General features: G+C 62.5%; 14 protein-coding genes. 11 read left to right on the forward strand and 3 right to left on the reverse strand.

Features of this window, described 5'->3' with window-relative positions; translation table 11 throughout:
* Positions 1 to 106 precede the first annotated feature (106 nt).
* From B8V81_RS13870 to B8V81_RS13905, 8 genes are all read left to right on the forward strand, one after another.
* Positions 107 to 1,441 carry a hypothetical protein gene (locus tag B8V81_RS13870; protein ID WP_052333543.1) on the forward strand — a complete coding sequence of 445 codons (1,335 nt, stop codon included), beginning with the start codon at positions 107 to 109 and terminating at the stop codon, positions 1,439 to 1,441.
* 94 nt (positions 1,442 to 1,535) lie between these two features.
* Positions 1,536 to 2,243, forward strand: a complete 708-nt coding sequence (locus B8V81_RS13875; RefSeq protein ID WP_028600283.1) for a GntR family transcriptional regulator — start codon at positions 1,536 to 1,538, stop codon at positions 2,241 to 2,243.
* Between the two features lie 181 nt (positions 2,244 to 2,424).
* On the forward strand, positions 2,425 to 3,540 hold the full coding sequence (locus B8V81_RS13880) for an ABC transporter substrate-binding protein (protein WP_164820200.1): 1,116 nt from the start codon (positions 2,425 to 2,427) through the stop codon (positions 3,538 to 3,540).
* A 94-nt stretch (positions 3,541 to 3,634) separates the two neighbouring features.
* Positions 3,635 to 5,248, forward strand: a complete 1,614-nt coding sequence (locus B8V81_RS13885; RefSeq protein WP_028600285.1) for an ABC transporter permease — start codon at positions 3,635 to 3,637, stop codon at positions 5,246 to 5,248.
* Complete coding sequence (locus tag B8V81_RS13890; protein WP_052333544.1) at positions 5,245 to 6,402, forward strand: ABC transporter ATP-binding protein; 1,158 nt, start codon at positions 5,245 to 5,247, stop codon at positions 6,400 to 6,402. The genes B8V81_RS13885 and B8V81_RS13890 overlap by 4 nt, the downstream gene beginning before the upstream one ends.
* The gene (locus B8V81_RS13895) at positions 6,362 to 7,309 is read left to right on the forward strand and encodes a ComEC/Rec2 family competence protein (protein ID WP_028600286.1); all 948 of its coding nucleotides are present in this window, start codon (positions 6,362 to 6,364) and stop codon (positions 7,307 to 7,309) included. Before B8V81_RS13890 ends, B8V81_RS13895 begins: the two co-directional genes overlap by 41 nt.
* Before the next feature lie 49 nt (positions 7,310 to 7,358).
* Positions 7,359 to 8,207 carry an inositol monophosphatase family protein gene (locus tag B8V81_RS13900; protein ID WP_084137532.1) on the forward strand — a complete coding sequence of 283 codons (849 nt, stop codon included), beginning with the start codon at positions 7,359 to 7,361 and terminating at the stop codon, positions 8,205 to 8,207.
* A gap of 186 nt (positions 8,208 to 8,393) precedes the next feature.
* On the forward strand, positions 8,394 to 9,326 hold the full coding sequence (locus B8V81_RS13905) for a manganese-dependent inorganic pyrophosphatase (RefSeq protein ID WP_028600287.1): 933 nt from the start codon (positions 8,394 to 8,396) through the stop codon (positions 9,324 to 9,326).
* Between the two features lie 1,491 nt (positions 9,327 to 10,817).
* Here B8V81_RS13905 and B8V81_RS13910 read toward each other — a convergent pair.
* The 3 genes from B8V81_RS13910 to B8V81_RS13920 form a co-directional block, all read right to left on the reverse strand.
* Positions 10,818 to 12,326 (reverse strand): glycoside hydrolase family 30 protein, encoded by a 1,509-nt coding sequence (locus B8V81_RS13910; RefSeq protein ID WP_028600288.1) that lies wholly within the window; start codon positions 12,324 to 12,326, stop codon positions 10,818 to 10,820.
* A 250-nt stretch (positions 12,327 to 12,576) separates the two neighbouring features.
* Positions 12,577 to 13,518: a hypothetical protein gene (locus B8V81_RS13915; RefSeq protein ID WP_028600289.1), complete on the reverse strand. Its 942-nt coding sequence runs from the start codon at positions 13,516 to 13,518 to the stop codon at positions 12,577 to 12,579.
* Positions 13,519 to 13,588: 70 nt separating this feature from the next.
* On the reverse strand, positions 13,589 to 14,605 hold the full coding sequence (locus tag B8V81_RS13920) for a LacI family DNA-binding transcriptional regulator (RefSeq protein ID WP_028600290.1): 1,017 nt from the start codon (positions 14,603 to 14,605) through the stop codon (positions 13,589 to 13,591).
* Positions 14,606 to 14,852: 247 nt separating this feature from the next.
* Here B8V81_RS13920 and B8V81_RS13925 point away from each other — a divergent pair, with 247 nt between their 5' ends.
* The 3 genes from B8V81_RS13925 to B8V81_RS13935 are packed head-to-tail and all read left to right on the forward strand — an operon-like array spanning position 14,853 to position 17,722.
* The gene (locus B8V81_RS13925; RefSeq protein WP_228551266.1) at positions 14,853 to 15,878 is read left to right on the forward strand and encodes a LacI family DNA-binding transcriptional regulator; all 1,026 of its coding nucleotides are present in this window, start codon (positions 14,853 to 14,855) and stop codon (positions 15,876 to 15,878) included.
* Between the two features lie 28 nt (positions 15,879 to 15,906).
* Positions 15,907 to 16,821, forward strand: coding sequence for an ABC transporter permease (locus B8V81_RS13930; RefSeq protein ID WP_028600292.1), 915 nt, complete (start codon positions 15,907 to 15,909; stop codon positions 16,819 to 16,821).
* Positions 16,822 to 16,834: 13 nt separating this feature from the next.
* Complete coding sequence (locus tag B8V81_RS13935; protein ID WP_028600293.1) at positions 16,835 to 17,722, forward strand: carbohydrate ABC transporter permease; 888 nt, start codon at positions 16,835 to 16,837, stop codon at positions 17,720 to 17,722.
* Positions 17,723 to 17,876: the final 154 nt, after the last annotated feature.

Here is a 17,876-nt window from a genome sequence, read left to right on the forward strand (position 1 = left end):
TCATTTAACAAAGCGCGTCTAGATCGGCGGTGAGGAGCGTGCTTATAATCATAGATGTCAGACAGCTTCAAAAAATAACGCTCGATTTGAAATGGAGGAGCAAGGAATGTGGAAGAAACTGGCTCTGGTCGGATCGGTACTGGCGGCATCGTTGTTGGGAGGCGCAGGCGGGACGAGCCATGCGGCGCCGAGCTATGCGGATCTGGCGGCTCATTGGGCGCCGCAAATTTATCAGGACGTCAACGCAGACCTCGACGCGAGGGCGGACTTCATCTCCAGCTTCAACTATGACGGGGATTATTTGCCGCTCAACAACTGGGACAATCTGCACAACTACGAGCAGAAAGCGTATGTGTACTACAAGGTCGCGGAGACGCTGACGCATTATTTCATCGAGTACGATTTGTTCCATCCTCGGGACGACGCCTATACGAGACCGCTCGACGCGCATGAGAACGACCTGGAAGGCATCATCGTCGTCATCCGCAAGGACGGCTCCGAGTACGGCAAGTTCCATCTGATGGAGACGATGGCGCATAACCAGTGGTATGACTACACGAACGATCCGACCATCACCTCCGGCTCGGACAACGTGGACGGCGGCGTGCTGTTCAACGGAAGCCATCCGAAGGTGTTCAGTCAGGCGAACGGCCAAAGCCCGAGCGGCGGGCACGGCATCAAAGCCTATGACGGGTCGAGCGCGCCTGGCGGCGACGGCATCGTATACGACTATACGGGCACGGCGGAGTTCCCGACGAACGCCACCGGCAGCTACGTCCATCACTACGGCTATGCGCTCCTGGAGTGGGGCGACCTGTGGGCAAAAAGGCATGATTCCTCGATTTTCTCGTCCTGGGGAACGATCCGAGGCGACAACTACACGTCCAATTCCGCCAATGCGCCTTGGGGCTGGGACGACAGCGACGACGGTCCTGCGCTGCAAGGCATGAACTGGTCCGATCCGGCCCATCATGTCGACGTGCATCTGAACGGTCTCGGCGCGTTTTCGCATCAGTATGTGCACAACCCGTATTACTCGCACAAGATCGTGCTCGAGAGCGTGCAGAGCCTGGAGGACCGGGATCCTTTCGGCGGCAAGAGCGACATCTTCATCAAGGCGTACGTCAACGGCCAGGGGCAGACGGATGCGAGGTTCTGGAAAAAGAACGACGCTCCGAAATTGCAGGACTACCGGATCGTATTCGGCGCCAACGATGCGGAATTCGGACCTCAATTCTCCGACAGCTACAATGCCGTCTATGTCGCCAAGCCGTCGAATACGAATGTCGAGATCCACGTGTATGATTCCGACGGAACGTCGGGAGACGACGACATGGGCTATGTGTCCGCCGTCGTGGCGCCAGGGACGACCGCGTCCTGGGTCAATGCCGTGACCAGCAACGGCCAAGCCAAGCTGACCGCATCCGTCGAAGCGAAATAAAGACCGGCGCCGCTCGGCGCTCCGGCATTGCGTTGCCTTCCCTTTTGCGGAATAATGAGGGTATTCTAGCCAAAGACAAAGGGAAACCCGCCAAATGGAAAAGAAACCTCGTTATATCCTGGTCAAAGAAGAAATCGAGCGCAGAATTCAGTCCGGGGAGCTCGAGCCGGGCGACAAGCTTCCGTCCGAGCCGGCGCTCGCCAAGCAATTCGACGTGAGCCGCCCCACTTTGCGGGAGGCGCTGAAGATGCTGCAGAGGGAAGGCGTCCTGCTCAGCCGGAACGGCGTCGGCACCTATGTGAACGAACGGCCTTTTTCGATCGAGAATTCGTTGAACAAGCTGCGCAGTCTCGGCGAGATGATCCAGAGCGTAGGCTACAAGGTGAGCGAGGCGGACGTCAGCGTGTATACGCGCGAGGCCGAGCCGGAATGGATGGAGAAGCTGCGGACGGACGAGCCGGTCGTGGTGCTGGAGCGGATTCGGACGGCGGACGGGCAGAAGGTGGCGTTCTACTACAACATCTTTCCCCGGGAGATCGCAGGCGGTCATTTCGACGAAGGCTTCTCCGGCGCCATATTCGACTTTTTAGACCGCAAGCTCGGCATCCGCATCGCCTATGCGCTGACCGAGATCAGCGCGGTCGGCACGGCCAGCGAACGGGATCGGAAGGCGGCCGAGGTGCTCGGCGGCGAGCTGATCCTGCTGAAGCAGCTGCATGTCGACGAGAACGACCGTCCCGTGTTCTACTCCTTGGATTATTTGAAAAGCAGCGCGTTCAAGCTCGTCGTCCGGCGAGACTGAACGATTTCTCCCCGGCTGCATGAGCATGAATCAGGAAGCATGAAGCATGAAGCATCCGCCTTAATGGCGGATGCTTTTTTTTTCTTAAAAAAGGGTTCACAAAATGCTGACATGGGGCAAATCATTCTCCGTTATTCTAAAGCTGTCAGACAGCTTGGGAGAGATAAAAGGAGGATCTGGCATGGAGTGGAGATGGGGTAAAACGAGAAAAGGCATGATTCTGGCGACTGCGCTTGCCGCGACATTGACGGTGACGGCTTGCGGCCAGAACGGCGGCTCCGCCGGAGAAGCGAATTCCGGGTCGGGCTCTGCGCAAGCGGAGGCCGGAGCCGAGCCGTCGCCGAGCGCGCCGGCGTCGAAAAAGCTGGTCGTCTACTCGGCGTTGAACGAGGATGACGTCATCCAGCTCAAGGACCAGTTCAAGAAAGATACCGGCATCGAGATCGAATCGCTCAACCTCGGCAGCGCTGGCGAGGCGAGCACTCGGGTCCAGGCCGAGAAGGATGCTCCCAAAGCGGACATCCTGGTCGGCGGATCGGTCGAGTTCTACCAGCCGCTGGCCGAGCAAGGACTGCTGGAGAAGTATACGTCGGCCAACGCCAGCCAGATCGATGCCAAGTTCAACGATCCGAACGGCTACTGGCAGGGCTGGTATATGGGCGTCCTCGGCATCGTGCTGAACACGGAGCGCTTCGAGAAGGAGCTTGCGCCCAAGGGCGTGCAGGAGCCGAAAACATGGGACGACCTGCTGGATGAGTCGTACAAGAGGCAGTTCATCACGTCCAATCCGGCGACCGCGGGCGGCGGCTACATCTTCGTCGCGGACCAGCTGTTCCGCCTCGGCGAGCAGCAGGGCTGGGAATACCTCGAGAAGCTGAACGGCAACGTCCATCACTACACGCAAAAGGCCGGCGACGGAATCAACCTGACCGCGACGGGCGAATTCATCGCGGGCATGTCCTGGGCGCACGACATCGTCAAGACGATGAAGCAAGGCTATCCGATCAAGGCGATCGTGCCGGAGCAGACCGCATTTGAAATCGGCGGCGTCGGCATCGTCAAGGGCGGGGCCAATGTCGACAACGCCAAAGCGTTCGTGGACTGGCTGCTGACCAAAGAAGCCGGAGAGCTGAACACGAAGCTGTCGAACCGCTACTCCGTCCGGGCCGATGTGGCGCCTCCGGAGGGCATGCCGAAAATCGAGGAGATCAGCCTCGTCGAGTACGACCGCGAAAAGGCTGCCGCCATGAAGGAAGAAGTCGTGAAGCGGTTCGTCGGAATGACCGGCACGAACTGAAACGCCGAAGTCAGCCTGCTCCGCCGTCTCGCTCCGCTCCGAACCCGGGCGGAGAGCGGCGTCGGAGCAGGTAGTTTTTTCTGAAACGGGGTAGATGGCCATCAAGAAGCTCAAGCGCGAGCCCGTCCTTTTCCTTGTCCTCGCCGCCGTCCTGGCGACTGCCTGCGTATTTGTGCTGTGGCCGGTCGTCAAGGTCGTCAGCTATCCTGGCGCGGCCGATTATTTGCAGCTGCTGACCAACGAGCGCTGGATGCGCGCCGGCTTGAACAGCTTGTTCATGACGGTGCTGTCGACCGCATCCTGCACCGCGCTCGCGTTCCTTTTCGCTTATTCCATCGTCAGGCTCGACATCCCGCTGAAAGGCTTTTTCCGGTTCATTACGCTGCTTCCGGTCGTCTCGCCGCCTTTCATCGTGGCGCTTTCCTATATCCTGCTGTTCGGCAGGCAAGGACTCGTATCCAAGCATCTGCTTCATCTGAACCTCGACATTTACGGCTGGCAGGGGTTATGGCTCGTGCAGACGATCACCTTTTTCCCTTACGCCTTCACGGTCATCCACGGCGTGATGCAGGCCGCGGCCGCTCATCTGGAGCATGCGGCGCATAATCTGGGCGCCTCGCGCTGGCAGGCGTTCCGGCATGTCTTTCTGCCGCTCTGCCGTCCGGGCATTGCCGGAGGCGCGCTGATCGCCGCGATGAACGTGCTCGCGGACTTCGGCAATCCGATGATCATCGCGGGCAACTTCGCCTTGCTTCCTACGGAAGCCTACATGCAGATGTCCGGCTGGTTCGACCTGTCGGCGGCGTCCGTGCTGTCGACCGCCCTGCTCGTGCCCGCGCTTGTCCTCTTTCTCGTCAATCGGCTGTGGGTGGGGAAGCGCTCGTACGTGACCGTCACGGGCAAGGAATCGAGCCTCAAGGCTTATCCCGCGCCGCCGGCGCTCAAATGGAGCCTGTTCGCCTGCTGCCTGTTCGTCTCGCTCTTCGTGCTCGCCGTATACGGCGTACTGGTCTACGGGGCGTTCGCCCGGACATGGGGCTATGACTGGAGCCTCACCTTGCAGAACATGAAGTATGTGACCGCCAAAGGCAGCGAGCTATGGAACAGCATCCGCTTCGCGGCCGTCTCCTCTCTCGGCGCCGTCGCGCTGGCTATGCTGCTCGCTTATCTCGTCCAGCGCAAGCAGGTCGGCATCAACCGGCTGCTCGACGTCCTGGCGATTCTGCCCGGCGCCGTTCCCGGCGTCTTTCTCGGCCTCGGCTTCGCGATGGCGTTCAACGGGCCGCCCTTCGAGCTGGCAGGCACGTCCGCGATCATGGTGCTGGCGCTGCTGTTCTGGAACTTGCCGACCTGCTACAGCGCATGCCTCGCAGGCCTGCAGCAGATCGGAAGATCGCTGGAGGAGGCGTCGCTGAACCTTGGCGGAGGCACCCTCCGCACGCTGCGAAGCGTCCTGCTGCCGCTGCTGAGAGGCCCGATCCTCTCCGGCTTCACGCTCTCGTTCCTGCGTTCGGTCACCTGTCTGAGCGTCATCATCTTCCTGTATTCGTCGTCCACATCCGTCGGCACGATCTCCATCCTGAGCCTCGTCCAAAGCGGCGTCTGGGGAGGCGCGTCGGCGCTCACCGTCACGCTCATCCTGATCGCCTTTGCCCTGCTGGCCGCCTCGCGGCTGATCCTGTTCGCCTACGATCGGAGGAAATCATGAACAACGCTGCTCAGCCGCATATTCGAATCGACGACGTGACCAAGTCGTTCGGCGCCTTCTCCGCCCTGCGGAGCGTCACGCTGGACGTTCCGCGAGGCAGCTTCACGACGCTGCTCGGGCCGAGCGGCTGCGGCAAGACGACCTTGCTGCGGCTGCTCGCCGGCTTCGACGAGCCGGACAGCGGAAGCATCCGCATCGACGGAGCCGAGATGAACGGAGTTCCGGCATTCCGCCGCAAGACGCCGCTCGTTTTCCAGGACTATGCGCTGTTTCCCCATATGACGGTGCAGGAGAATATCGCCTACGGCCTGAAGCTGCAAAAAGCCCGCAAGGCCGAAACGGCCGCGCGGGTCGGCGAGATGATGGACCTGTTCGGCCTGCAGGGGCTGGAAAAGCGGCTGCCGAAGCAGCTCAGCGGCGGGCAGCAGCAGCGGGTGGCGTTCGCTAGGGCGCTCGTCACCGGCCGTGACATCCTGCTGATGGACGAGCCGCTGAGCAATCTCGACGCCAAGATGCGGGTCGAGGTCCGCCGCGAGCTGCGCGAGCTGCAGCGGCGCGCCGGCATTACCGCCGTATTCGTCACCCACGACCAGGACGAGGCGCTGTCCTTGTCCGACTATGTCGCGGTGTTCGAAAAAGGGCGCATTCGCCAGGCCGGCACGCCCTGGGAGGTCTACTACGAGCCGGCCAATGCGTTTGTGGCCGACTTTGTCGGAACGGCCAACCTGCTGGCCGGCATCGTGGAGGACGTGCGGGACGGAGTCCTGCTCGTCCGCTGCCGGGACGTGCTGCTGCGCGCCTCCTCTGCCGGGAGGACGTTCCGGCCGGGCGACAGGGCGACGCTGATGATCCGGCCCGAATGCCTCCGCATCGGAGCGGACGAGGGCGATGCGGAGCCGGAGAACCGCTGGATGGGGGCGATATCCGGCAGCAGCTTCCTGGGGCGCCAGGTCCGGTATGAGGTGCAGTGCGGGGAGACGACGCTGATCGTGGACGATGCCGATCCGAGCGTCACCGGCGTGCTGGACGGCACGGTCCGCCTGTCGTGCGCCGCCGACAAGATCCATGTCCTGTCGGATGAGGCGGATTCCGAAAGAAAGGAAGGCGAGACGCATGAACGCATCCGTCCACTTTCTGAACGTCGGCTGGGGTGACGCCCATTTCATCCGGCTGCCGTCCGGGGCGTTGACGCTGATCGATGGCGGAGACGGCTCGCTCGCCGAGGGGCGGGACCATCCGCTTCGCTGGATGGAGCGCCGCGGGTTGCGCCGGCTGGACGCCATGATCGTGACGCATCTGCATGAGGATCATCTGAACGGCTTGCTCGACGTCGTCCGCAGCGTCGAGGTCGCGCTCGCGATTTTGCCGTACGGGCTTCCCGAGCGGGCCGTCCGCTTCCGTCCGGAGCTGGAGCGGGAGGCTTCGGAGCTGACCAGGCGCGTTTGCGGCATCCTGGAGACGTATCGGGAGCTGATCCGGCTGCTGGAGGCTCGGGGAACCGAGATCCGCTGGAGATCTCGGCACGCATCGGCGGAGAGCTCCGTCGTCTGGGAGGAGCACGGCTTCCGGCTGGAGCATCTGTACCCGTGGCAGGACGATCCGCTCCCCGCGCTTGAGGTTCTCCACAGCGTTTTCGATGCGGACGGACGTCCCGAGGAGGAGCGGCTGGCCGAGCTGGCCGGCTTTTTCGACAAGTCGAACGACGACAGCTCGGTCTACCGGCTGACGGCGGATGGCGACGAAACGGTCGGCGTGCTGTTCGGCGGCGATCTGATGGAGGGGGGCTGGACGCGTCTGGCGCGAAGGAGCCGACTGGCGAGCCGGATATGGAAGGCGCCGCATCACGGGCTGGAGGACAGCTTTCAGGCTTGGCTGCTGGAGCTGGTGCGGCCGGAGGCATGCGTCATCCCGATCTGCGCGGAGCGGGCGGAGCCGCTGGCAGAGCGCTGGAACGGAATGCTTCGCGGCTCCGGGAGCAGGCTGTGCCTGACGGGATCGGTGCCGCCGGGGGAGAGCCTCCTGCTGGCGCGCGGACGGATCCACGCGGAGATCGGCGGCTGAAAGGCGGCGCTCCGCGATTCTAGGCCAAGAAAGGGAGTTTCCGGATTCAATGAATAGAGACCAAGAAGGCGGAGAAGCGATGCTGGCTTCGGCGATCCGTTATGCCAAAGAGGCGGGCGACCAGATTCTGCGAGGCATGAGCGAGCCCTACCGGATCCGCGACAAAGCGAACCACGCCGACCTGGTGACCGAGGTCGATCTGCGCAGCGAGCAGCTGCTGCGGCAGGCGATCGCGCGAGACTATCCGGACCACTGGATCCTGTCGGAGGAGACGGACGGCGCGGGCGATCCGTTCCGCTTCATGGAGCAGCCGCTGCCGGGCTGCGGCTGGATCGTCGATCCGATCGACGGAACGATCAATTTCGTGCACGGAATCGAGCATTTCGCCGTGTCGATCGGCATCATGAAGGACGGCTGCCTGCTGCATGGCGTCGTCTACAATCCTTCGACGGGGGAGCTGTACCATGCTTCCGCCGGCAAAGGCGCTTATCGGAACGGCCAGCCGATCCGGGTCAGCGAGGAGCGGTCCTTGCCCGACGCGACGCTCGCGACCGGCTTTCAGGCATCCGACTGGCGCGAAGGCTCGCGAGCGATCGCGCAAATGAACCGCATCGCCGGCACGGCGCGCACGGTCCGGATCTTCGGCGCCGCCAGCCTCGATCTATGCCTCGTGGCCTGCGGCAGGCTGAGCGGATTTTGGCATGACGGGCTGTATCCATGGGATGTCGCGGCCGGGCTGATCATCCTGCTCGAGGCGGGCGGCGCGGCGACGACCGCCTCCGCCGGCCCTTACCGCTTGAGCGAGCGCAGTCTTGTCGCCTCGAACCCGGCCCTGCAGAGCGGGCTTCTGGACGCGTTGAGGCTGAAGGGAGACGAGGCGCGGGCCGGCAGCGTTTGAACGGGCCGGCGGGGAGGGCGTCCGTCGGCGGCAGAGGAGAAAAACCGAGCGGGAACGGGGGGCCGCAGCGCGATCGGAGGGGTCGGATTGACGATGAAAGGGATGGTTCTCGGGGCGGATTTAAGGTATAATCGGGGACAGGTCTTATTCGAATCCCGATTCCAGTTAGCGAAGGAGAACATTGACATGAGCAAAGTACTTGTTTTCGGCCATAAAAATCCCGACACGGACACGATCTGCTCGGCGATCGCCTATGCGGAGCTCAAGAACCAGATCGGCGTCGAAGCGGAAGCGATCCGCCTCGGCGCGGTCGGCAGCGAGACGCAGTATGCGCTGGACCAGTTCGGCGTCGCCGCTCCCCGTCTCGTCGAAGCCGTAGCCGCCGAAGCGAAGCAAGTCATCCTCGTCGACCACAACGAGCGCCAGCAGAGCGCGGCCGACATCGACGAAGTGACGGTCATCGAGGTCATCGACCATCACCGCATCGCCAACTTCGAGACCAAGGCTCCGCTGTACTACCGCGCCGAGCCGGTCGGCTGCACGGCGACGATCCTGCTCAAGCTGTACAAGGAGCACGGCGTGCCGGTCAAAAAGGAAATCGCGGGCCTCATGCTGTCGGCGATCATCTCCGACTCGCTGCTGTTCAAGTCCCCGACCTGCACGGAGCAGGACGTGGCGGCCGCTCGCGAGCTCGCCGAGATCGCCGGCGTGAACGCCGACGAGTACGGCCTGAACATGCTCAAGGCCGGCGCTGACCTGAGCGACAAAACCGTCGCCGAGCTGATCAGCCTCGACTCCAAGGAGTTCTCGATGGGCTCCGCCAAGGTCGAGATCGCGCAAGTGAACGCGGTCGACCTGAACGACGTGTTCTCCCGCCAGGCCGAGGTCGAAGCGGCGCTGAACGACATCATCGCCTCCAAAGGGCTGGACCTGTTCGTCTTCGTCACGACGGACATCCTCAACAACGACTCCGTCGCGATCGCGCTCGGCAAGCATACGGCCGCGTTCGAGGAAGCGTTCGGCGTCAAGCTCGACGACAACAAGGCGACGCTGAAGGGCATCGTGTCCCGCAAGTCGCAGGTCGTTCCGGTTCTGACGGACATCCTGTCCAAAAAATAAAGGGACCAGGGGGGGGGGCCGAAAGGCCGATCCTGCTCCTCGTTGCGGTTGCGCAAGATCAAAATCGGCCCTGGCGACAGGGCTGATTTTTTGCGTGAAAGGACTGCTTTGAGCGGGCCTTCGGAACGAGCGGGAGCAGCCGGTTTATGGGACAAGGAGGCCGCTGCGCAGGCCAAGGGGAACTGCCTCCCGCATACCCGGGAGACGGCAGTCTTAGTCGAAATCGAGCTGGCAGGTGCTTGGAGGCGCGAAGTCGAGCCAGCAAGTCGAAGAAATCGAGTTGGTTGGAGTGCGCTGTCGGCGGAACGGGCGGAGTTGCGCGGAAAAACCGAGTAACTCAGGTGTGCAGTAGGGGAACCGGGCGGAGTTGCGCGGAAAAACCGAGTAACTCGGGTGCGCAGCAGGGGAAACGGGCGGAGTTGCGCGGAAAAACCGAGTAACTCGGGTGTGCAATATGGGAAAGGGGCGGAGTTGCGCGGAAAAACCGAGTAACTCGGGTGCGCAGTAGGGGAAACGGGAGGAGTTGCGCGGAAACACCGAGTAACTCGGGTGTGCAGACAGTTGGAGAATTAGGGAGCAATGGTCAGCGGAGCGCTTGGATGTGAGTCCGATTTCAGTAATCGGAGGCTCCCCCGCGAAGCGGTGCATGTTCAAGGACCAGCAGCGAAGAGCACGGGGACTCGTGGAGAAGCAGCAGCGGTTCCCTTGGAGGCCGAATTCCCCCCTGCAGGGGAGTGGGTTCAATGGAATCTGGGCAGCAGGGAGATCGGAGCGAGTCCCTGCTCCGCGAAGCGGTTTGCCGGTTTCGATGCCCGCTCTGAAAAGCGGGGCCTTTTCGGTCCCGCTTTCCGGTCGTCTACCCCATTTTATTCACGTTTGAGGACATCTGCTTTGCGGGCGGCTCCGCTCTCCGGAGAGCCCGCAACCCGATTTTATCGGGTTGCAGCACTGGAACCGAGCTGCCGAGAGCCTGCAACCCGATTTTATCGGGTTACAGCACTGGAACTGAGCTGCGGATAGCCTGCAACCCGATTTTATCGGGTTGCAGCACTGGAACCGAGCTGCCGAGAGCCCGCAACCCGATTTTATCGGGTTGCAGCACTGGAACTGAGCTGCGGAGAGCCCGCAACCCGATTTTATCGGGCTGCAGCACTGGAACTGGGCTGCCGAGAGCCTGCAACCCGATTTTATCGGGTTGCAGCATTGGAACTGAGCTGCGGGGAGTCCCTAACCCGATATTATCGGGTTGCAGCATTGGAACCGAGCTGCCGAGAGCCCGCAACCCGATATTATCGGGTTGCAGCACTGGAATCGAGCTGCGGTCTCCCCGGGCTGCAGCCTGTTTTTTGTACGGAAGAGCCCGCCTGCCGTCCCGACCTACCGGTCGTGGCCGTCGGCTCGGGCATCGGCCATGGCCCTCCGCCCACCGTCGCCGCCTGCCATCCCGGCCGATAGGCCGTCCCGTCCTGCCCGCCGCTCTCCCGGCTTCCGCTACGAGCGGTTGCCGTACCATTTGTACGTCATCGCGGACTTGCCAGGCACGCTGACGTTGAAAGACTGGCTGCCCCACTGGACCTTGACGTTCCGGGCCGAGCTGGACGAGTTGTAGGCGACGACGACTTTGGAGCCGTCCGGATTGCGGAACGCGACGCTTTTGATCTCGCTGCCGGTATTGCTCTGCACGCGGTACGCGCCGGGCACGACGAACTTGCTGAAATGGCCGAGCAGATAATACTGCTTGTGATACGTCACGACGTTCTCCGGCGCGTCGTTGCGGTTGTCGGAGTTGCGGATCGTAATCATGCCCTTGTTGGTGTTGTTGGCCGCGAGCAGCGCCGGGCCGTCCTTCTGGTCGAGCGCGGCGTTCCAGAGGATGATCGTCTTCGACCAGTTGCGGGTGATGTTGATGAACTCGTTCATCATGTTGTCGAAGCCCTGGGACGTGCCGTTCTGCGGATCGTTCCAGTTGCCGAAGCCGCCCTCGGTGAACCAGATGCCCTTGTCCGGATGGTTGTTCCGCAGCTGCGTCATCGTAGAGCCGTCGCCGCTGTCGTAGTGATGGAACGCGCTGCCGTCGATGTAGCCGCCCTTGCCGGAGCTTTTCAGGCTGTTGATGACGGTGTTCGGGAAGCTCCAGTCCAGGAAGTTGTGGTCGAATGCGATGATCTTCGTGTTGATGCCGGCGCCGCGCAGCGTCGGGCCGAGATAGTCGCCGATGAAGCCGATCTCGTCTTGCGTGTTCATGCCCATCGAAGGGTAATGCGTCGGCTCGTACAGCGGCTCGTTCTGCACGGTGACGGCGTAGATCGGGATGCCTTGGGCCTGGTAGGCCTGAATGTATTTCTTGAAATAGTTCGCGTACGTGCCGTAATGCTCCGCGCGCAGCTTGCCGCCGTTGAGCGTATTGGAATACTTCATCCAGGCGGGAGCGCTCCAAGGGGAGCCGAACACCTTGATGTTCGGGTTTTTGGCGATCGCCTGCTTGACCATCGGCACGATGTAGGGCAGATCCCTTCCGATGGAAAACTGGTTCAGCGCCGTGTCATTGGCCGTATCGGCATACGTATAGGCGGACCAGGCGAAGTCGGAGCTGCCGATCGGCTGGCGCAGCACGCTGAGGCCGATGCCGGTCTGTCCGAACAGCCGCTCCATCACCTCGGCGCGTTTGTTCGCGTCCAGCTTGTAGTTCATCAGCCATGCCGACGAATCGGTCATGGAGACGCCGAAGCCGTCCATCTGCTGGAACGTCGTGTTCTCATCGACGCTGATCGTGAAGTCGGCGCTTCCGGCGCTCGTACTGAAGCTTTTGTCGCCGATGCGCGTCAGGCGGGCGCTCGGGCTGAGGCCGACGGCGGGCTCACTGTTCGGATCGGACGTGGAAATCCACACTTCGACCTGCTCTCCTGCGGCTTTGGCGGGCGGGGCGGAATAAGTGCCTCCGGCGGAGACGAGGGCAGCGGCGAGCGCGACGGCGGCGGTTTTTTTCTTCCAGTCGGACATGATCGGGTTCTCCTTTCGGGGATGGGGTCGGGATGAGAAGAATTGATGCGGACAGGCACGGACAGCTCTGCAGCCGGCCGCGGATGGCTGCCTCACCTCGATTCAGAAGCATGAATTTGTAATCGATTACAAACTTCCATTGAAAAAAACTCGCCCGAAAACGGCTTGCATTGATGCAGCTTCTGGAAGCGTTTCCTGCGGAGTGGGAATATCGTACTCGATGAATGGGCCGGAAATCAACCCCTTTTTTTCAGGTGCGCGCGGCAGGTCGCTTTCTCGTGCGCGCTCGGCAAAAACAGGTCGGGCCATGGGAGAAATCGCGCACCGGCGCCACGAGGGAGTCGAAAGTGCCTTGGTTGGCGGGAACCCGGCGCGGCGACGCGGCGAGGGAGTCGAAAGTGCCTTGGATGGCGGAAACCCGGCGCACCGGCGCGGCGAGGGAGTCAAGAGTGCCTTGGTTGGCGGAAACCCGGCACATCAGCGCGGCGAGGGACTCGAAAGTGCCTTGGTTGGCGGAAATCCGGCGCAACAGCGCGGCGAGGGAGTCAAGAGTGCCTTGGTTGGCGGGAATCCGGCACATCGACGCCACGAGGAAGTCGAGAGTGCCTTGGTTGGCGGAAACCCGGCGCACCGGCGCAACGAGGGAGTCGAGAGTACCTTGGATGGAGGGAACCCGGCACATCAGCGCGGCGAGGGAGTCGAAAGTGCCTTGGTTGGTGGAGACCCGGCGCGGCGACGCGCCGAGGGAGTCGAGAGTGCCTTGGATGGAGGGAACCCGGCGCACCGGCGTGACGAGGGAGTCGAGAGTACCTTGGATGGCGGGAACCCGGCGCAACGGCGCGACAGGGGAATCGAAAGTGCCTTGGTTGGCGGAAACCCAACGCGGCGACGCGCCGAGGGAGTCGAAAGTGCCTTGGATGGCGGGAATCCGGCGCACCGGCGCGGCGAGGGAGTAGAGAGTGCCTTGGTTGGCGGAAACCCGGCACATCAGCGCGCAGAGGGAGTCGAGAGTGCCTTGGATGGCGGAAACCCGGCACATCAGCGTGACGAGGGAATCGAAAGTGTTTTGGATGGCGGGAATCCGGCGCACCGGCGCGGCGAGGGAGTAGAGAGTGCCTTGGTTGGCGGAAACCCGGCACATCAGCGCGGCGAGGGACTCGAAAGTGCCTTGGTTGGCGGGAACCCGGCACATCGACGCCACGAGGGAGTCGAGAGTACCTTGGATGGCGGAAACCCGCCTCGGCAGGCGGCTGAGAGTCAGGCTAGCCTTCCCGTCGGAAGGACGAGCTGCCGCGCACGAGCAGCTCGGAGTCGACCTTGAACACGCGCTTGTCGCCGAACTGGTCCTCGTTCATGGAGTCGATCAGCTTCTCGACGAGCAGCGCGCCCATCGTGTACTTCGGCTGGTTGACCGTGCTGAGCGACGGCGAGATGTACTTGCTGATCCGGTTGTTGTCGACGCCGACGACGGCGATATCCTCGGGGATGCGGAGGCCGCGCTCGCGGCAGCATTTGTAGACGCCGAGCGCCATCTCGTCGTTGGCCGCATAGACGGCGGTCACGGAGCCGCCGGAGCGGTCGAGCAGCCGGCCCATCGCCTCGTAGCCGCCGCTCTCGCTGAAGCCGCCGCTGTCGATGAGCTCCGGCCGGAACGGCAGGCGCTGCTCCTTGAGCGCCTTCATGTAGCCCTCGAGCCGCTCGTAGCTGTCGATGGAGTCGGCGAAGCCGCTCAAGAACGCGATGTCGCGGTGGCCCATCTCGGCCAGATGGCGGACGACCTCGAGCGAGAACTTGACGTTGTCCGTATAGATGCACGGAATCTGCTCATGCCCGATATGCCGGCCGATGACGGCGATCGAGTAGCCGCGCTCCGCGATCTCGGCGAGCTGCTCGTCGCCGACGAGCGGCGAGACGAGGATGGCCGCGTCGACCGTGCGGTTCATGAGCAGGTTGAGGTACTCCAGCTCCTTGGCCGCCTGGTTTTCCGAGTCGCAGATGAGCACCTTGTAGTGCTTGACGTACGCCATATTTTCAATCCCCTTCACGATCTCGGTGAAGTAGGAGACGTTGATGTCCTGGACGATGACGGCGATCGTCTTCGTTTTCTGCACGCGCAGGTTTTTGGCGACCGCGTTGGGATGATAGCCGAGCTCCCGCACGGCGGATTCGACGCGGCTGCGCGTCTTCGGCGTGACGCCGGGGCTCCCGTTCAGCACGCGCGACACGGTTGCGGTGGAGACGCCGGCAGCGCGGGCGACATCGATGATTTTCACGTCCATCGTAGACTCGACCTTCTTTGCGGAGTAATCGTTTTCAGACCAACTTTCATTTTAGCCGACATTCGCAGCCCGAGGCAACCGGAAAAAAAGTTGTTGAAATCGATTACAAATTGCTGATATATTCGGCTTACCGGATGAAGAAGCGCCGGATGCGAGCCGGTTCGGACCGCAGGAGCGCTTTCGGGGCCGCTTGGCTTCGTCCGATGTAATCGATACCAATCGGGTTCGGGAGAGAAAGGGATGCCATTTGCCATCACGCAAGCCGGATGCCACGATTGTAGACGTGGCGCGGACGGCCGGCGTGTCGGCGGCGACGGTGTCGCGGGTGCTGAACGGCAGCGGTCCCGTCAGTCCGTCGGCGCGCGGCCGGGTCGAGGAGGCCGTCCGGCGGCTCCGCTACATGCCCAACGCCTCGGCCAAGAGCCTGCGCCACCTGAAGACGTCGACCTTGGCCGTCATCGTCTCGGACATCCTGGTCTCCTATTATGCCGAGATCATCAAGGGCATCGAGAACACGGCCGGCGCGCTCCGCTACAAGATCCTCATCTGCGACGCGCAGAACCAGCGGGAGAAGGAAGCCGACTACATGACGCTGGCGATGGACCGCACCGTCGACGGCATCATCCTGATCGCGCCGATGCTCGGCGACGCGGAGCTGGCCGCCTATGCCGACCGCGGCTACGCGCTCGGCGTGATCGGCCGCCGGATCGACCATCCGGCCATCCCGTGCGTCTATACCGACAACGTCGGCGCGGCGACAGAGGCGGTGACGCATCTGATCGCGCAAGGGCATGAGCGGATCGCCTTCCTGAGCGGCTTCGCGGACGCGACCGACAGCTACGAGCGGCTCGAGGGCTACATGAAGGCGCTGCGCCAGGCGTCGCTGCCGTTCCGCCCGGAGCTGATCGACAGCGGCGGCTTCAGCGAGCCAGGAGGCTACGAGGCGTTCCTGCGGCTGCGCGAACGATCGTCCGCGTTCACGGCCGTCTTCGCCGCCAACGACGAGATGGCGCTCGGCATCTACCGCGCCTGCGCGGAGCTCGGCATCCCGATCCCCGCGGGCATGGCCGTCGTCGGCGTCGACAACAACCGCGTCGGCAGGCATGTCGATCCGGCGCTCAGCACGGTCGATCCGCCCAAGCATGCGATGGGCGCGCTGCTCGCCGAGAAGCTCATCGACCAGCTCGGCGAGGGCCGCTGCCCTGGCACGCGCTGCTTCGAGGTCGGCTCGCGGCTGCTCGTTCGGGGCTCGTCCATTTTCAATAATAAGTAATCGATTACACAAATTCGGAGGTGCTCTGATGCAAGGCTTCTTGAGGGAATGGTCGCGCAACCGGATGCTGTTCCTCATGATCGCGCCAACGCTGCTGTTCTTCGTCGTCTTCTCCTACCTGCCGATGATCGGCGTCTACTACGCGTTCACCAACTTCAGCTTCGACGGAGGGCTGTTCGGCAGCGAGTTCGTCGGGATGCAGAACTTCCGCTTCCTGTACGAGTCGGGCGTGCTCTGGACGCTGACCAAAAACACCGTGCTCTACAACCTGGCGTTCATCCTGCTCGGCAACGCGCTGCAGCTGATCTGCGCCATCTTCCTCAGCGAGCTGCCCGGCAAGTGGTTCCGCAAGATCACGCAGTCGGTCATGTTCCTGCCGTTCTTCGTCTCGTTCGTGCTCGTCGGCGCGTTCGTGTTCAACCTGTTCAACTCCAGCAACGGGCTCGTGAACACGGTGCTCGTGCAGCTCGGCTTCCAGCCGTACGACTTCTACCTGAACACGGCGCCGTGGAAGTACATCATCGTCTTTTTCAACCTGTGGAAAGGACTCGGCTACGGCACGATCATCTACCTCGCCGCGATCATGAGCATCAGCGACGAATACCACGAGGCGGCCAAGATCGACGGGGCGAACATCTTCCAGCGCATCCGCCACATCACGCTGCCGCTGCTCGTGCCGACGTTCATCCTGCTCATACTGCTCAGCCTCGGCGGCATCCTCAAGGGGCAGTTCGACCTGTTCTACCAGATCATCGGCAACAACGGCGTGCTGTTCAACTCGACGGACATCATCGACACGTACGTGTACCGGTCGCTGGCCGTCAACTTCGACATCGGCATGGGCACCGCGGCGGGCCTGTACCAGAGCTTCTTCGGCCTCATCCTCGTGCTGGCCGTCAACTACGTCATTCGCAAGACGCGCGAAGACTACGCCCTGTTCTAGGAGGAATGAAAAGGTGAAGATCCGTACCGAACGCTCGACCGTACTGTTCAACACGATCGGCTATGTCCTCATCAGCCTGTTCGCGCTGCTCTGCCTGCTGCCGTTCCTGCTCGTGCTGTCCGGCTCGTTCTCGTCCGAGCAGGAAATCATCGCCGAGGGCTTCAAGCTCATCCCCGACCAATGGTCGCTCGAAGCGTACCGCGCCGTCTTCAGCAATCCGGAGCAGATCTTCGACGCTTACCGCGTCACGATCCTGCTGACGCTCGCCGGCACCGCGCTGGGGCTGTTCCTCACCTCGATGGCGGGCTACGTGCTGAGCCGCCAGGAGTTCAAGTACCGCAACAGCTTGAGCTTCTTCATCTACTTCACGACGCTGTTCAGCGGCGGCCTCATCCCGTGGTACATCCTCATCGTCAACTACCTGCAGCTCAAGGACAGCTACCTGGCGCTGCTCGTGCCGGTGCTGGTGAGCGCGTGGAACATCATCCTGATGAAAAACTTCATGAAGTCGATCCCCGAGTCGATCCCGGAATCGGCCAAGATCGACGGCGCCGGCGAGTTCACGATCTACCTGAAGCTGATCCTGCCGCTGTCCGCGCCGAGCCTGGCGACGATCGGGCTGTTCATGGCGCTCGGCTTCTGGAACGACTGGTTCATGGCCAATCTGTTCATCACGACCGAGTCCAAGTACCCGCTGCAGTTCCTGCTGTACAAGATCCTCGCCAGCGCCGCCGTGCTCAAGACGAGCATCGCCGGCAACCTGTCGCCGGACTTCAAGCCGCCGGCGGAGACGCTCAAGATGGCCGCGGCGATCATCGTGACGGGGCCGATCGTGTTCCTGTATCCGTTCGTCCAGCGCTTCTTCGTGAAGGGACTGACGATCGGGGCGGTGAAAGGCTGACCGAAAGCGGGCCTCTCCGCGTCCGTGCCGGAGCCGGATCAGGCGCGGACGGCCGGGTCCGATCGGGCCCGGCGAAGCGACTGTCTCTGCCGAGGCAGCCGCTTCGCCGGGCTCGACCGGACGGCGGAGGACTTTTTCAAAGCATAGGGATGAA

Origin of the sequence: Paenibacillus pasadenensis (genome assembly GCF_002864175.1) — a bacterium.
GTDB lineage: Bacteria > Bacillota > Bacilli > Paenibacillales > Paenibacillaceae > Paenibacillus_O > Paenibacillus_O pasadenensis.